Here is a 14,967-nt window from a genome sequence, read left to right as displayed (position 1 = left end):
AGCTTTAGAAAAGCTTGCGAATATCAATGCCGACGAAACGACCAACCGGATCAATCAGGAACGGTTGGAAGTTGAGCGGTGTATCACCGTTCTCGTCCACCACATTAAGCTGGGCATCGAAAATGTTGTCAGCGCGAAGTGAGACGCGCACATTCTTCAACAGTGGGCTCTTACTGCCGGTGAGTTGGTCGATATTGGCAAAGACCCTCAGGTCAAACCGCGCGATATCATCAAAGAAGATGGTGCTCGATCCGGGGAGGCCCGATCCATCAAGCCGCGTGGAGCCTGTGTAACGCCCTGAAAGACGCATACCGACGCCTTGCCCGAAGAGCCCGGCTTCAAGGCGCGTATTGTGACGCGGCTGACCAAAGGCGTTGGTCGATTGCCCATCAAGCTGGTCAAGCGGCGCTAGACCGGGCGCGATCACAATCTCATTTTCAAGCTCGATCGTGTGATTGAGCGAGAGGAAATAGCGCAAGCCTGAGAAGTTGCGACGTGCAAGCGGGTTAAAGCCGGGGGGCGGACCGCCGCGTTGGGGAGCACCGCTGCCAGAACTGCCAGTCGCACCGCCAGATGCGCCGCCGGATAAACCGCTCGATTCCGCATCGCAGAAGCGTGCGCGAAGGCCAGCAATCCGTTCAGAGGTGAGCGTACCGTCCTCACCGCGCAAACGGTCAATCATAAAGCCGGCCATATTGGGATCGAAGCCCGGGATGACATCTGACACATCCTCTCCGCGCTCGATACGAGCGACAAGATCGCGCAGCTTCGCCTCGCCATCTTCGGCGCACGCTAGCGAACGAAAGGCTGCAAAGCCCTCACCCATTGGTCCAGAAGGACGTCCATTGGGGCGTTCATTGGCAGGAGGACCATCGGAAGGTGCACCTTGTGCCCCCCGCGAGAACTGCCGGGAGAACCACCCGGGGGACCACCGCGCGGCCCTCTCATAGCAGAGGGGTCCATACTGCAAATGCGCGTGCGCATTGCGTCGAGGCGCTCGGGGTCAATCTGACCATCTGCGCCCTTCATCCGCTCAACCATGCGCATCAAACGCGGCGAGCCGCCTCCGGGGATGATCGTCGAAACATCCTCTCCATTCGTAATCGCATTGGCGAGGCGGGTGAGCACTTCGAGACCATCATCGGCGCAGATGCGCTCCCGGAATTGCATAAATGCTGCGCGCCGTTCGCCGCCTGCCGCTGGAGCGCCGATTGAAGGAGGGCTAGCTGCGCCCGGGGGAGGTCCTGCCGCCGCCGGAGCGCTTGCTGGACGTGCTGTGCCCGATGGCGGTCCGCCACCACCGCCAGGGCGACCACCGCGAGCAGCACCGGGTGGGCCTCCGCGCCCGCTCCCACCAATCGTCCCGCGCAAATTCAGGCTGAAGTTGAGCCTATCCGCGCGCGTTTCGGCAAAGATCACCTGGCGGCGATCAAGCGCAATCAATGTGCCGCCCGCATCGCGCGTAATCCTGTCAGGAAAGGCTGCTTCGATCTCAGAGGTCACTTGCGGGAATGTGCTCACCACATCATCGGACCGGTTGCGGATATACTCGACTTGGAACCGCGCGCCTTCCCAAAAGGGGAGCTCCCAATTGGCGGCAAATTTCCAGTCGCGCTGCGTCTCTGCGGCAAGGTTAGGGTTACCGCCCGTTGTCACCGTTGCCAGAACAGTTTCGCCATTGACGAAATCGAACACGGGCACATTCAACGTCTCGATCTGAGGGCCGCCAAGTGCGCTGATCCCCGGCGCCACATCGCGAACGATGTAGTTTGCGGACAAATCAAGATTATCAAACGGAGACCAACTCAGCCCCAGCGTATAATCACCCAAGGTGCCAAAGTCTGACAGCTCTTGCAGCCCGATTTGCGCATTGAGGGTAAAACTGCCCAAAGCATCGGCGAACCCCTCGCGGCGGCTAGTGACCGGAATAACAAGGTTAGCACCTGTCGAAAGGTCGCCCCGGGTCAATTGCACAGGCAGATTTGTCCGCGTGTCATCGCTCTCAAGCCGCTGCCAATCATAGCCAACATCGAAAGTTGCAATGACCTCCCCACCGGGCAAATACACCAGAGGCCCGCGCAGTGTGGTGAGAGTACTTGCCGTTATCCCGCGCGAAAATGCGATGTCCTTGGTGCGTACAACACTGGTAGGGAGCGCACCGTCTAGCGCTAATGCGCCTGCCAGCGCTTGGGCCTGTAATTCGGAGGTGTCGAACCTGCTATCGATAAGCTGGGTGGTCTCTGAAAAACCGGCATCGAATGTGCTTGTCAGGCGGAAGGCGTTGATGGGACTTGTAAACGAACCAGAAGTGCTGACAAAATCCTGCGACCTGCTGTTCTCCAGCGGGGTATCCTCGCCAAAGGTGCGCAGCGCGCTGTTGCCTGCACCATCTGTCAAAGTCACCGTATTGAGGCCTTGCAAAGACAAACTGTCGCTGCGTTCATAGTTGGCGTTGGCAGAGACGGATATTCCGCTGTCAAGAAACGCCTTGGCCCAGCTTACATTGCCTTCCAGTGACCGGCTGTCAGACAGAAGAGAGCGAAACGGCGCTTGATCAGGATCGCCCGGTACATCGGAAACCGACCCGTCGGTTTGAACAATATCCCGCTCATCTTCGGTCAGAAACGATCTATCATTTGCTTCAAGGTTGACATTGATCCGCGCGCCATTGGCGATTTGCAAAAACCCAAACTCTTGTTCGCGCTGATAGTATCCTCCGCGTGATGGACCTTCAAATTCAAGCTCAATCTCGGCGTTGCGGTAATTGTCTTTGAGGATGAGGTTGATCACCCGCCTGTCAGGGGAAAACCCGAAACGCTGGGCAACTTCCTCCGGGAAGACCTCGACCTTTTCCAATGCTTCTGGCGGATATTGAAAGAGTTCGCGGAAAGAACCGGGACGAATCCCGTTCACGAGGATGACCGGCCTGCCGCCGTCCCCTCGCCCGCGCGATGAGCCGGTCTGCGCGGTGATTTGTGTCACAAGATCTGCGATCGAGGCGACACCTTCAGCGGCAATCTCCTCTTCGCTCAGCTCAAGGATGGGCGCCTGCTCGACATCCAACTGGCCGCGACGCCGTTCGCCTTGAACAATGATGCTATCGGCGGGGATAGGCTCCTGAGTAAGTTCTGGTGCTGGCTCTTGATCTGCCTGTGCGCTTTCTTGCGCAAGAGCAGGACCGGCGAGCAGCGCGCAGACAGAAACACCCGACAAAGCTGCGGTACGACATAGGCGAGAGAGGGTCATTCTGTGCCTTTTGAGCTATTACAGAGCCTCCACAAAGCGGCTCTTTGTATCGGTTTGCATCACTCGATCCGATTGCACTTATTAAATGGGATAGACCCCGCGCATGAACCAAGCTGATTTCAGGCATTAACGCACGAGGCTTCCCTTTTGTTCTCACCATCGCTAAATGGCCCGCGAGACACGACAAACACCAAGCGGCAAACAATCTGTCGCACACACAAAACGAGACATAGGAAACCCATGGCCAAAGAAGAACTACTCGAAATGCGCGGGCGCGTCGTCGAGCTGCTGCCCAATGCAATGTTCCGGGTAGAGCTTGAAAACGGTCACGAAGTCCTTGGACACACTGCCGGCAAGATGCGCAAGAACCGCATCCGGGTGCTGGTGGGTGACGAGGTGCTTTGCGAGCTCACGCCGTACGACCTCACCAAGGCGCGCATCACCTATCGCTTTATGCCGGGCCGTGGTGGCCCCGGTCCTCAATAAGGCCCCAGAGGCGGGACACCCCGTCATGGGCTCTCTCTATTTAACACTTGCATCAGCATCGCCTCGGCGGCGAGACCTTTTGGCGCGCCTTGGAGTGACGCCTGACGCCGTGACGCCAGCAGATATTGATGAAACGCCTGCTTCGGCAGAGCGCCCACGCGACTATGCCTTGCGCATGGGCCGCGAGAAGGCGCTTGCAGTTACAGCGGACGGCTATGTTCTAGCTGGCGATACAGTGGTGGCGGCTGGCAGGCGGATTTTGCCTAAGACAGAGGAAGAAGGCGAAGCGCGCGATTGCCTGCAACTCCTTTCAGGGAGACGGCATGTGGTGCTTACCAGCGTTGTGCTGCGCGCACCCGATGGCACATGCCGAGAGCGGCTCAACGAGAATGTCGTACGGTTTAAGAACCTCTCATCCCAAGAAATCGAGGCCTATATCGCCAGCGATGAATGGCGCGGCAAAGCGGGCGGCTATGCGATCCAAGGACAAGCAGAAGCGCTCATTCAGTGGATGAAAGGAAGCCATTCGGGTGTGATGGGCCTGCCGCTTTATGAAACGCGCGCGCTGCTCAGGGCGGCCGGATTTGCAATTGGCTGAGTGGCTGGCCGAAGAGGGTATTGGGGAAACCCGCAAACTCCTTTTCCAAGACGGCGAAGTGATCGCTGCCAAGGTTCAATGGTCCGGTGAACTTTGCGCAGGCGAGGTCCTCAAAGCACAGCTGAGCCATAAGACCACCGGCGCTAAACGCGGCACAGTGACACTTGAAAATGGCCTTGAGGCTTTAGTGGGCCACCTGCCTCGCGAGGTCACACAGGGCCATTGGGGACGGGTTCGGATCACCCGGGCAGGCATAGCGGAAAAAGGCCGGCTAAAGCTCCCTCAGACACGTTGGATTGACGGTGAGGCAGGCGACCAGCCGACACCGCACGCCGTATCCACCCATCAATTCGAACCGGGCACATGGGAGGAGATCTGGCACGCGGCGTCATCAGGCAGCATCGCATTTGATGGCGGCGAACTCCTGTGCGCAGTGACCCCCGGCATGACCGTAATCGATATCGATGGAAATCTTGCCCCCCGCGAACTCGCCCTCGCGGCCGTCCCTGCCATCGCAAAGGCGCTGCGCTGGTTTGATATGGGCGGCAATATCGGGATCGATTTTCCCACCTTACAAGCCAAGAAGGATCGCCGAACCGTTGATAAGGCCCTCGAAGAGGCGCTTTTGGACTGGCCACATGAGCGCACCGCTATGAACGGATTTGGCTTTGTTCAACTCGTGGCCCGCCTTGAAGGGCCCTCATTGCTTCACCGGTTTGCCACCTCGCGCGTTGGGATGTGCGCGCGATATGCCTTGCGGATCGCACAAAGAGCGCAAGGCACAGGGCCAGTTTTGCTGCTCACTGTTCACCCTGCCCTAAAGGCGAAACTTAAACCCAACTGGCTTGATGAGCTTGCAAAACGGACAGGGCGCCAAGTGCGGATTGAGACCAACCCTGCCCTTGCACTAGAAGCGCCCCAAGCCCAGATTATAGCCCAATGAAACAAGCCACAAAACCCTGTCCTATCTGTAAGCGCGCCCGCACTGAGGAATTCGCCCCCTTCTGCTCACAGCGCTGCAAAGACCGCGATTTGGCACAATGGTTTGGCGATGGATACTCCGTCCCTGGTGACCCGGTTGATCCTGAACAATTCGTCCAAAGCGACTGGGACAACCAAGATTAGGCATAAAAGGGGAAATCCATCCCATTTCTCTCTTGCCAAGTCGCCCAAGCCGCGCCATAGCGCCGCTTCATTTGCTCGCCGGGGCGCTTAACAAAGCCTCGACGCCGCAGCGAATGCCCGGGTAGCTCAGGGTAGAGCAGCGGATTGAAAATCCGCGTGTCGGTGGTTCGATTCCGCCCCCGGGCACCACGCTGAAAGAAGGGAACTCTTGAGAAATGTCCCGCCGCTCCAAAATTTACGAAGGCAAAGCCAAGGTCCTTTATGAAGGCCCTGAACCAGGCACGCTCATCCAATACTTCAAAGACGATGCGACAGCCTTCAACGCGGAGAAAAAGGGCACCATCAACGGCAAAGGCGTGATCAACAATCGCATCAGCGAACATGTTTTCACCCGCCTTAGCCATATCGGCATTCCCACCCACTTTATCCGCCGCCTCAATATGCGCGAACAATTGGTGCGCCAGGTTGAGATTATCCCGATTGAGGTTGTGCTGCGTAATGTCGCTGCAGGATCGATCTGCAAGCGCTTGGGCCTTGAGGAAGGTGAGCCGCTCCCTCACACGCTGATCGAGTATTATTACAAGGACGATTCGCTGGGTGACCCGCTGATCGCTGAGGAACATATCGCCTGCTTCAATTGGGCAAGCTCTGAGGAGATGCAGGATATTTCCTCAATGGCAATCCGTATCAACGATTTCCTTTGCGGAATGTTTGCAGGGATCGATATTCGCCTTGTCGACTTCAAACTCGAATTCGGGCGCTTGTTCGACGGCGATTACAGCCGCGTGATCCTTGCCGACGAAATCAGCCCGGATGGTTGTCGTCTATGGGACATGGCTTCAGGCGAAAAACTAGACAAAGACCGCTTCCGCCGCGACATGGGCGGTGAGGAAGAGGCTTATCGCGAAGTGGCTCGCCGCCTTGGTCTTTTGCAGAATGAAGAAACGGGACCCGGCGAAGTGCTAGACCTCTCCAGCCACCGATCTCGTCTGCGGGGAAACCCACCCCCAAAAAAGTGAGCTGACAAAAATAAGCTGACATACAGGTGATACTGGTTAATCTGTGCATCTTGAGAGAGATGAGAGACAAAGACCTGTGATGCAATTTGCGACCCGTGCGCTTTGCGCTGGTATGCTCGTGCTACTACCCCTTGCATCGCTGGCTGCTCAAACTGCGCAGCCAGCCGAGGCAAGCGCTAACGCGCAGCAACCCGGAGACACACCCACTTGGGCCTTTGAGATAAGCGATCTACCGGTTGATCCCGGCTATGTTTTTGGCGAGTTGCCTAATGGCCTTCGATACATTTTACGTGAGAATGCGACCCCTGAGGGTACTGCTCTTGTCCGGATGCGGATTGGCTCTGGCTCCTTGGCAGAACAGGAGAATGAGCGCGGCCTTGCACATTTTCTCGAGCATATGGCCTTTAACGGTTCGACGAGCATTCCCGAAGGCGAGATGATCCCGCTGCTGGAGCGGGAGGGACTGGCTTTTGGCGCAGATACCAATGCGTCCACCGGTTTTGAGGCGATCACCTACATGCTCGATCTGCCGCGCAATGATGAGGCGTTGTTGGGCACCGCGATGATGCTCATGCGCGAGACAGCAAGTGAACTGACAATTGCACCTGATGCCGTCGAGCGCGAACGCGGTGTCATTATTGCTGAGCGCCGTGATAGGCGCGGGTTTCAGCAACGCGCTCGTGAAGATGGATTTGAGTTCATCTCCCCCGGTGCGCGCTACACCAAGCGGCTGCCCATTGGCAAATTAGAAGTCATCGAGAACGCCAGCGCTGCCGATCTTCGTGCGCTCTATGAGCGCACATACGTACCTTCCAACACGGTGATCGTCATTGTGGGCGACTTTCCGGTCGAGGTCATGGAAGAGGCGATCAAATCGCGCTTTGCCGATTGGGAGGGAGCGTCTCTACCATCCGAACCTGTCACAGGCCCCGTTGATGTAACCCGGCGCGGGGAAAGCGACGTCTTTATTGATCCCGCTTTATCTGAAAACCTAACTCTCACCGTACTCGCGCCTTACACTGATGAGCCCGACACATTGGATGCTCGCAAGAAATCGCTTTTGCGCGGCGTTGCTCGCGGGATCATCGCGCGGCGATTGTCTCGGCTTGCGCGTGCGACAGATGCACCTTTTCGCGCAGCGCGCTTTTCAGAAGGCTCGATCTTCGAAGATGCGCGCACCAACACGCTTTCCATAGCTAGCGAGGATGGAAAGTGGCGTGCAGGAATGCTCGCGGCTGTGCAAAGCGTTCGCGAGGCAGCGGTGCATGGGTTCACCAAAGCCGAAGTCAAAGAGCAGCTCGCCAATATTCGCACGGCTCTCGAAAACCGCGTGTCAGGCGCCCCCACACGCTCAAACGGTTTCTTCATAGGATCTGCGTTGAGCCTCATTTCTAACGAGGCGGTGCCTACTACACCTGACTTCCAGCTCGCCTTGTTTGAGGAAATGGAGAACACCATCACCCCTGAAACGGTGCTCAGCGCTCTTCGCGAAAGGCTTATTCCCTTCGACAATCCGCTCATCCGCTTCCAAGGTCGCAAAGCGCCCGAGGGCGGTGAAGCATCGCTTCGCACTGCATTTGCTGAAGGCTTGGCTCTGCCTATTTCACCGGTCAAAGAAGCGGCCACTGCGACCTTTGCGTATAGCGATTTCGGAACGCCAGGCGAGGTCACAATGGACACGCGTGATGAACGTTTGGGATTTCGCTACATTACCTTTGCAAACAATGTGCGACTGACCATTAAGACCACGGATATCCGCGAGGACCGTGTCGCCTATCGATTGCTGCTAGATGGCGGCTCGCTGATGAATACGAGCGATGAACCTTTGCGCACCTATTTGATTGGCGCACTTTCAGCGGGCGGGCTCGGCGCGCATAGCCGCGATGAACTTCAGACCATCCTTGCAGGGCGAAGCGTAGGCTTTAGCGCTTCCAACTCGGCAGAGGGTTTTACCTTTACAGGCGCAACAACGCCGCGTGACCTCAATCTGCAGATGCAATTACTGACAGCAGCCTTAACCGACCCCGGTTATCGCCCTGAAGGGATTGAGCAATTCCGGCGCGGCATCGACAATTTCTTTGCGACACTTCGGTCAACACCGTTCCGAAGTCTTGGCAATTCGGCAGGCGCGATCCTTTCGGATGGCGATCCCAGGTTCAGCTTGCAAACTAAGGAGGCCTTCTTCTCACTCGATTACGATGGGCTTTCAAGCGTGATCGGCGACCGCCTTCAAAGCGGCGCGATCGAGCTGTCACTCGTAGGCGATTTTAACGAGGATGCCGCCATTGCCGCTGTTGCCTCGACCCTTGGCGCATTGCCCGCCCGCGAACCGGAATTCAGAGTTCGCAAAGAAGCACGCACCCGCCAATTCACAAGCAAACGGATAAAGCATGTGCTCACCCACGAAGGGGAGGCGGATCAGGCTTTGCTAAGGATCGTGTGGCCAACCAATGACGACAGCGATTTTGCTGAGGAGTTGCAGCTGTCACTGCTCGCCCGAATGGTACGCATTGAGCTTACCGACCGCCTTCGCGAGGAGCTTGGACAGGCCTATTCGCCCAATGCCTCAAGCTCGATGAGCAAGATCTTCCCGGGATATGGCACGTTTACTCTGACCGCTTCGCTTGACGTCGCGGAGATCGAGGCGGCGCGAGATGCGATTGCGACGATGATCAACGACCTTCGCGAAAAGCCAATCGATCCCGACCTGGTCCAGCGCGCACGTCAGCCCTTGCTCGAAGCTTATGATAATGCGCTCAAATCGCTTGGTGGATGGGTACAGCTTGCAGACCGCGCCCAAAGCGAACGGGATAGGTTGGAACGCTGGTTTGCAGGGCCTGAGACCTTGCGCGCTATTACGCCACAACAATTGAGCGCGATCGCCCAGAGGTACCTTGCCATGGATAGAGCCGTAGAATTTCTGGTCCTTCCAGAGAAATCTGCTGGTGGGGACAACGCTGTGGTCGCTAATGAAGAGCCAAAAAAGAAAGGCTGACAGGTCGCCTCCTGCCAGCCTTTCGGAGGGTATCTTAAAAGCACCCTGTAAGCCCATCCGCTAGTCGACTGCGATGATTTTACCAAGCCCCAAATGCGCAAAAGCCCACCGTTGGAACAATCTCGTTGCGCACGAAGCGGGTGATTTTCGCATCTCGCGTGATTGCGCGGGGCCCCCGAATGAGTATAGGCGAGCGCAAACATCGATCCAGCGCAGGAAACAATTCTCATGAAAGTCCGTATCCTTGTTCGTCTCAAACCCGGCGTGCTCGACCCCCAAGGACGCGCCGTACACCATTCGCTTGATGGGTTAGGGTTTGAAGGGGTTGAGGATGTTCGTATCGGTCGGATGATCGAGATGGATGTGGCAGAAGGAACCAGCGATGAAACGCTTGCCAAAATGTGCGAGCAGCTCCTCGCCAATATGGTGATCGAAGATTACGCGATTGAGCGGCTCGATGGCACGAAGGTGCCAGCCTGATGAGCCTTGCGAACAGCAGCTTTAAAGGCGGCGTCGTCACTTTCCCCGGATCCAATTGCGACCGCGACATGGCAGTGGCGCTTGAAGCGGTCTCAGGCGAGACTGCGATCCGTATCTGGCATGGCGATGCCGAACTTCCCGAGGGCCTCGACTTTATCGCCCTTCCCGGTGGCTTTTCCTATGGCGACTATTTGCGCTCTGGCGCGATGGCTGCACGCAGCCCGATTTTGCGCGCTGTTGTCGAAGCAGCCAATCGCGGTGTCCCGGTCCTCGGCGTGTGCAACGGGTTTCAAGTTCTGACCGAAAGTGGCCTTTTACCGGGCGCCTTAATGCGCAACGCAAAGCAAACATTTGTATGCCGCACCGTCGATCTTGAGGTTGCCAATACAACGTCGCTCTTTACGCGCGGGCTAAAGCAGAGCCAAGTCTTGCGCATCCCGGTCGCTCACCACGATGGCAATTACTTCGCCGATGATGCGACGCTTGACGCGCTTGAAGCCGAAGACCGGATCGCATTGCGCTATATGGACGATGTCAATGGATCGCAGCGCAACATCGCCGGTGTGCTGAGCGCTAATGGCCGTATTCTTGGTATGATGCCCCATCCAGAACGCGCAATGGAAGAGGCCGCTCACCAATCCCTTGGTGGAAGTGATGGCCGTGCGTTGTTCGAAAATGTGATCGGCAGCTTGATTGCCGCGTAACGCTTACGCTTGGCGAGCCCGCTTCCAACGTTCATCAAATAGTGCTTTGGCATCGTTACTCGGCATTGGGCGGCCGAAATAAAACCCTTGGATTTTGTCACAGCCCAAATTGCGGATCAGTTCTGCCTCGTCAGCGCTCTCAACCCCTTCAGCGGTGGTTGTCATCTCAAGGCTCTTGGCCATAGCGACAACGGCATTGATAATAGCGAGGCTTTCATTCGACCCCTGTGAGGCGCCTTGAACAAAGCTGCGGTCGACCTTGATCGTCGAAAAGCGCAGCTTGCGCAGATATCCAAGCGACGAATAACCCGTCCCAAAATCGTCAAGCGCAATGGAGCAGCCAAGCGCCATAGCTTGTTCCAACGCGTTTCGCGCAATGCTCGCATCTCTCAAGAAGATGCTCTCAGTAACCTCAATCTCAAGCCGTTCTGGACGCAGCCCACTTGCTGATAAAGCGTCGATTACATCTTGATGGAAATCTGGTTCAAGCAATTGCTCTGGGGAGACATTTACATTGACCTTCACATGCTCAGGCCAATTGCGCGCCTCAAAGCAAGCTTGACGCAACACCCATTGTCCAATGGGCACAATAAGACGCGTGTCCTCTGCAAGCGGGATAAATTTGCCCGGGCTCACAAAACCATGTTCAGAGCTGTTCCAACGCACCAACGCCTCAAAGCTCACAACATTTTCGCTGCGCGCATCCACGACCGGCTGATAGTGAAGAACGAATTCATCAAGCCCCAACGCTTTGCGAAGGGATACCTCGAGCTGACGACGCTCTTCAGCCGAGGCGTGCAAGTTTTGCTCAAACCGGCAATGTTCGCCCCCACCCAAATCCTTCGCGCGGTACAGAGCAAGGTCAGCGTTTCGCATCAGCTCCTCGACTGTCCGCCCATCACGAGGACCAATCGCAGACCCGATGCTTGCGCCGACGTAAAGCGTATGGTTATCGACTTGGTAGGGCTCCGAAAGGCTAGAGATAACTCGGCGGGCAAGATTACGCAGAAAATCCAGATCGCTTGCATCGCGGATCACAACGGCAAACTCATCACCGCCAAGACGACCAACGATTGCATTTTCGCCAGTAAGCGCCTGAAGGCGCGACGAGACCTGAGCAAGCAATTTGTCGCCGATCATATGGCCAAGGGAATCATTAACCGCCTTAAAGCGATCAAGATCAATCATCATAAGCGCACAGCGTGTGCGCCAATGCTGTGCATACTCAAGCGCATCGCCCAAAGCCTCGGTTAGCATCAAGCGGTTGGGCAAGGAGGTCAGCGTATCATAGCGGGCAAGATATTCGATCTTTTCAGACGACTGACGCTGTTCAGTGACATCCGAGCCAACGCCGCGAAAACCAGTGAACTTCCCGCGTTCATCGCGGATGGGAGTACCCGATAGCTCCCACCAACGCTCAACACCTTTGATTGAAACATGAACAAATAGGTTCGAGAAGTTTTCACGATTGCGCAGCTTGCCCGCGAGTTCATGAAGGCTTGGAGGGAAATCCCCGCTTTCCCAATTCTCCCCTGCGATTAACGCCAAAAGAGGCTTGCCTTCGACGTCTGCATCAGAGGCATTTAGAGCGAAGGCAAAGCGAGGGCTAACCGATTGCAAGCGACGGCGAGTGTCGATCTCCCAAAGCCAGTCTGCTTCGTTTTCTTCAAACTCGCGCAAAAGGAGAGAGACCACCTCCTCTTTCTCTGCAATCACGCTTTCCGCAATGCGCGCGCTCATATGGGCCCTGCCCACTTCGATGGCGCCAAGAGTGGTGCAGATAGTAAACAGCGCGATCCCACCGACAACTGGCCATTCGCCCGAAAGGACAAACGGGATGGTGGCTCCAGCTCCATTGATAATTGTTGCTATCACCATGTTTATTGGTGTTGTGGTGTAGAAATAGACACGCACCGCCATGAGCACCGCGACAATTGTCAGCAACGCGATAAGGCTTTCACGCGATCCATGCGGTGCAAAGACTGCAAAGGGTAGCACCCACAAGCCAGCAGCCACTGAGCCGATCAGTGAATGGCGTTTGGAGCTTTTTTCCCCCGTGCGTCGTTCTTTGGACTTGCATGATGGCGTCGGTCGACCAACGCACCGTATATCTGGACAGCCACAAGAGCTAAAAACCAAACGCCGATCCAAACAATACCAACGGCCGCGCCGTAAAGCTGTGCAACAAACAGGCCAAGAGCGGCATGCACATAGGCACGCTGGAACGTTAGCCGGCTCAAGTCATACTTTTCGAGCCCACGCAGACGCGGCCAATCAGCCTGCCCCTTGTCCGAGAGGCCAAGGACTGCAGAGACCGGCAATTCATCCTCGATGGATTGCGCTTGGATGGTGGTTTGGTCGTTCACGCCCTCTTGGTTAACCGCAAATGGTTATAAGGATGTAAAGCTCATGCCATTTGATCAACAAGATTTTCGCGTGAAACTCTTGGGAAACCGCGGCTATTCGACGGTCACGGATTTGGCCAAGTTGCGAGGTTGGTCTACGTCAGTTCCTTTAACCACAGCTACGTGATAAGCCAATAATTGCACAGGGATAGCGTAAACCAATGGCGCAATCAGAGGGTGCACAACCGGCATTTCAATTGTTGCTAAACAGCCCTCTCCAGCTTGCGCAATGCCAGCTGCATCAGAGATCAAAACGACTTTGCCGCCCCTTGCACGGACCTCCTCCATATTGGACACAGTCTTTTCAAAAAGCGGCCCGGATGGGGCAATCACGACAACTGGAACATCGTCATCAATCAGCGCAATTGGCCCATGCTTCATTTCACCCGAAGCATAGCCCTCTGCGTGTATGTAACTGATTTCTTTGAGCTTCAGTGCACCTTCGAGAGCCAAGGGGTAATCCTGACCGCGCCCAAGGTACAATACGTCACGGGTCTGCGAAAAGAGGGGGGCCATGGCAGCGATATCGTCGTCATGTGCAAGCGCTTCATTGAGAGCGGCCGGCGCTTCAAGCAGATGCTTGACCACTTCACGTTCTTCCTCGCGCGACAGGCGCCCTTTCTTGACAGCCATGTGCGCAGCCAGCGCTGCTAACACTGCCAATTGGCAAGTGAATGCCTTGGTCGAGGCAACACCGATCTCAGGCCCCGCGTGTGTCGGAAGCAGCAAGTCCGCCTCTCGCGCCATGGAACTGGTGGGCACATTGACCACGACCGCGATGACCTGCCCTTCATCCTTACAGTGGCGAAGGGCTGCAAGTGTGTCGGCGGTCTCTCCGCTTTGGGAGATAAAGAGCGCTAAGCCGCCTTCTTCGAGAACTGGATCGCGATAACGAAATTCACTCGCCACATCGATATCAACGGGAACGCGGGCGAATTGCTCGAACCAATATTTGGCCACAAGCCCTGCATAATATGACGTGCCACATGCGACGATTGTGAGACGGCGGATAGCGGAGAGATCAAAATCAAACTGGGGAAGAGCAACCGACACATCTTCGCGCCGCAAATAGGAACTGAGCGTTTGCGCCACCACGGTGGGCTGCTCAAAAATCTCTTTCTGCATGAAGTGCCGGTAATTGCCCTTCTCAACTGCCGCAGCGGACGCACCCGATGCTTGGATGGGACGCTCAACAGCTTCACCTGTTTCATCAAAGACCCGCGCGCCGTCACGGCGCACCACAACCCAATCACCTTCTTCCAGATAAGTGATCCGCTGCGTAAGCGGTGCAAGCGCGAGCGCATCTGAGCCAAGGAACATCTCGCCCTCGCCGTAGCCCACCACCAATGGTGAGCCGAGACGCGCCCCAATTAGAAGGTCAGGATGCTCACGAAACGTAATCGCCAATGCAAAGGCCCCGCGAAGCCGGGGGAGAACAGCGCGCACAGCAGCTTCTGGGCTCAGGCCTGCCTCAATTTGTGCAGAGACCATATGGGCCACCACCTCGCTGTCAGTTTCGCTTTCAAACGTCCGACCAGCTTTTGCGAGTTCTGCCCTAAGCTCTTTGAAATTCTCAATAATTCCGTTGTGAACGATTGCGACTTCGCTGGTCGCATGAGGGTGCGCATTGGCAGCGGTTGGTGCGCCGTGAGTAGCCCAGCGTGTGTGTGCGATCCCTGTGGTGCCAGCAGCAGGTTCTTTTTCTAGCACACCGACAAGGTTGAGGAGCTTTCCTTCTGCGCGGCGACGGATCAACGCGCCGCTATCTAAGGTGCAAACCCCTGCGCTGTCATAGCCGCGATATTCCATTCGCCTGAGGCCATCGACCAACCGGTCTGAAACAGGGCTTGAACTCACGATCCCGATGATGCCGCACATATTTAGACAAATTCCCTCAGACTGATGTTTG

General features: G+C 56.3%; 13 protein-coding genes and 1 tRNA gene. 9 read left to right on the top strand and 5 right to left on the bottom strand.

Translation table 11 applies throughout. The annotated features are described in order from the left end of the window. Nucleotides 1-4 precede the first annotated feature (4 nt). Together AC0V61_RS12665 and AC0V61_RS12660 are read right to left on the bottom strand one after the other, a co-directional pair. On the bottom strand, nucleotides 5-826 hold the full coding sequence (locus AC0V61_RS12665; protein ID WP_486158071.1) for a hypothetical protein: 822 nt from the start codon (nucleotides 824-826) through the stop codon (nucleotides 5-7). Next, nucleotides 793-3,246 (bottom strand): TonB-dependent receptor, encoded by a 2,454-nt coding sequence (locus AC0V61_RS12660; RefSeq protein ID WP_486158070.1) that lies wholly within the window; start codon nucleotides 3,244-3,246, stop codon nucleotides 793-795. Before AC0V61_RS12660 ends, AC0V61_RS12665 begins: the two co-directional genes overlap by 34 nt. A gap of 240 nt (nucleotides 3,247-3,486) precedes the next feature. Between AC0V61_RS12660 and infA the strand changes: the two genes are divergently transcribed. From infA to purQ, 9 genes are all read left to right on the top strand, one after another. Next, the gene (infA, locus tag AC0V61_RS12655) at nucleotides 3,487-3,732 is read left to right on the top strand and encodes a translation initiation factor IF-1 (protein WP_007163491.1); all 246 of its coding nucleotides are present in this window, start codon (nucleotides 3,487-3,489) and stop codon (nucleotides 3,730-3,732) included. Between the two features lie 25 nt (nucleotides 3,733-3,757). After that, nucleotides 3,758-4,330 carry a Maf family protein gene (locus AC0V61_RS12650; protein WP_486158068.1) on the top strand — a complete coding sequence of 191 codons (573 nt, stop codon included), beginning with the start codon at nucleotides 3,758-3,760 and terminating at the stop codon, nucleotides 4,328-4,330. Then, nucleotides 4,284-5,273, top strand: a complete 990-nt coding sequence (locus tag AC0V61_RS12645) for a ribonuclease (RefSeq protein WP_486158066.1) — start codon at nucleotides 4,284-4,286, stop codon at nucleotides 5,271-5,273. Before AC0V61_RS12650 ends, AC0V61_RS12645 begins: the two co-directional genes overlap by 47 nt. Next, complete coding sequence (locus AC0V61_RS12640) at nucleotides 5,270-5,455, top strand: DNA gyrase inhibitor YacG (protein WP_486158064.1); 186 nt, start codon at nucleotides 5,270-5,272, stop codon at nucleotides 5,453-5,455. Before AC0V61_RS12645 ends, AC0V61_RS12640 begins: the two co-directional genes overlap by 4 nt. A 115-nt stretch (nucleotides 5,456-5,570) precedes the next feature. After that, nucleotides 5,571-5,644 (top strand) — tRNA-Phe (locus tag AC0V61_RS12635). Between the two features lie 26 nt (nucleotides 5,645-5,670). After that, on the top strand, nucleotides 5,671-6,474 hold the full coding sequence (gene purC / locus AC0V61_RS12630) for a phosphoribosylaminoimidazolesuccinocarboxamide synthase (RefSeq protein ID WP_486158062.1): 804 nt from the start codon (nucleotides 5,671-5,673) through the stop codon (nucleotides 6,472-6,474). A gap of 79 nt (nucleotides 6,475-6,553) precedes the next feature. Beyond that, nucleotides 6,554-9,469: a M16 family metallopeptidase gene (locus AC0V61_RS12625; protein ID WP_486158060.1), complete on the top strand. Its 2,916-nt coding sequence runs from the start codon at nucleotides 6,554-6,556 to the stop codon at nucleotides 9,467-9,469. Between the two features lie 228 nt (nucleotides 9,470-9,697). Then, nucleotides 9,698-9,949: a phosphoribosylformylglycinamidine synthase subunit PurS gene (gene purS, locus AC0V61_RS12620; RefSeq protein ID WP_486158059.1), complete on the top strand. Its 252-nt coding sequence runs from the start codon at nucleotides 9,698-9,700 to the stop codon at nucleotides 9,947-9,949. After that, nucleotides 9,949-10,653: a phosphoribosylformylglycinamidine synthase subunit PurQ gene (purQ, locus tag AC0V61_RS12615; RefSeq protein WP_486158057.1), complete on the top strand. Its 705-nt coding sequence runs from the start codon at nucleotides 9,949-9,951 to the stop codon at nucleotides 10,651-10,653. The genes purS and purQ overlap by 1 nt, the downstream gene beginning before the upstream one ends. Nucleotides 10,654-10,656: 3 nt before the next feature. Here purQ and AC0V61_RS12610 read toward each other — a convergent pair whose 3' ends face one another. The 3 genes from AC0V61_RS12610 to glmS form a co-directional block, all read right to left on the bottom strand. Then, nucleotides 10,657-12,669 (bottom strand): putative bifunctional diguanylate cyclase/phosphodiesterase, encoded by a 2,013-nt coding sequence (locus AC0V61_RS12610; protein ID WP_486158055.1) that lies wholly within the window; start codon nucleotides 12,667-12,669, stop codon nucleotides 10,657-10,659. An 8-nt stretch (nucleotides 12,670-12,677) separates the two neighbouring features. Then, nucleotides 12,678-13,019: a hypothetical protein gene (locus AC0V61_RS12605; RefSeq protein ID WP_486158053.1), complete on the bottom strand. Its 342-nt coding sequence runs from the start codon at nucleotides 13,017-13,019 to the stop codon at nucleotides 12,678-12,680. 93 nt (nucleotides 13,020-13,112) lie between these two features. Continuing rightward, nucleotides 13,113-14,936: a glutamine--fructose-6-phosphate transaminase (isomerizing) gene (gene glmS / locus AC0V61_RS12600; RefSeq protein WP_486158051.1), complete on the bottom strand. Its 1,824-nt coding sequence runs from the start codon at nucleotides 14,934-14,936 to the stop codon at nucleotides 13,113-13,115. Nucleotides 14,937-14,967 lie beyond the last annotated feature (31 nt).

This window comes from Erythrobacter sp. JB1-4 (genome assembly GCF_057365025.1).
The sequence above is the reverse complement of the archived record's forward strand: the minus strand, read 5'-3'. Positions and strand labels throughout refer to the sequence as shown.